The organism is Paenibacillus xylanexedens, assembly GCF_007676705.1.
GTDB lineage: Bacteria > Bacillota > Bacilli > Paenibacillales > Paenibacillaceae > Paenibacillus > Paenibacillus xylanexedens_C.
Window position 1 is genome coordinate 1 of record NZ_VEBF01000155.1, and the last position, 309, is coordinate 309.

At 36.9% G+C, this 309-nt stretch carries 1 protein-coding gene; it reads right to left on the bottom strand.

Features of this window, described 5'->3' with window-relative positions; translation table 11 throughout:
• Positions 1-143 precede the first annotated feature (143 nt).
• Positions 144-305: a DUF896 domain-containing protein gene (locus FS628_RS30365; protein WP_260871242.1), complete on the bottom strand. Its 162-nt coding sequence runs from the start codon at positions 303-305 to the stop codon at positions 144-146.
• Between the last annotated feature and the right edge of the window lie 4 nt (positions 306-309).

Sequence of the window (309 nt, forward strand, 5' to 3'; positions counted from 1 at the left end):
TTCAATACTCATCATTAATTCCTCCTTCCTTTCCTAGCCATCTTTTCAATTCACTACGTCTTACACATACTTTACTTAGTTCATTCATTTATACTAATTTGTGTTATCTTTAAATTAACATATATCATCTAGCCAATTGTATTCTACTCGTTATTTTCATTCGCCTCTTTTTCTTTCAATTTATCACCACTAACCTCATCCCCCTTCCCATCATACATCGTTGCATTCACCACAATCTCCTTCACCGAACCCCGAAAACTTTCCACATATTCCTCCCCAACACGAACCTGTTCCTCTTTCTCCATCTCC

Excerpts from the sequence above, each read along its gene's own strand:
- FS628_RS30365 (WP_260871242.1), bottom strand. The coding sequence starts at position 305 with ATGGAGAAAGAGGAACAGGTTCGTGTTGGGGAGGAATATGTGGAAAGT.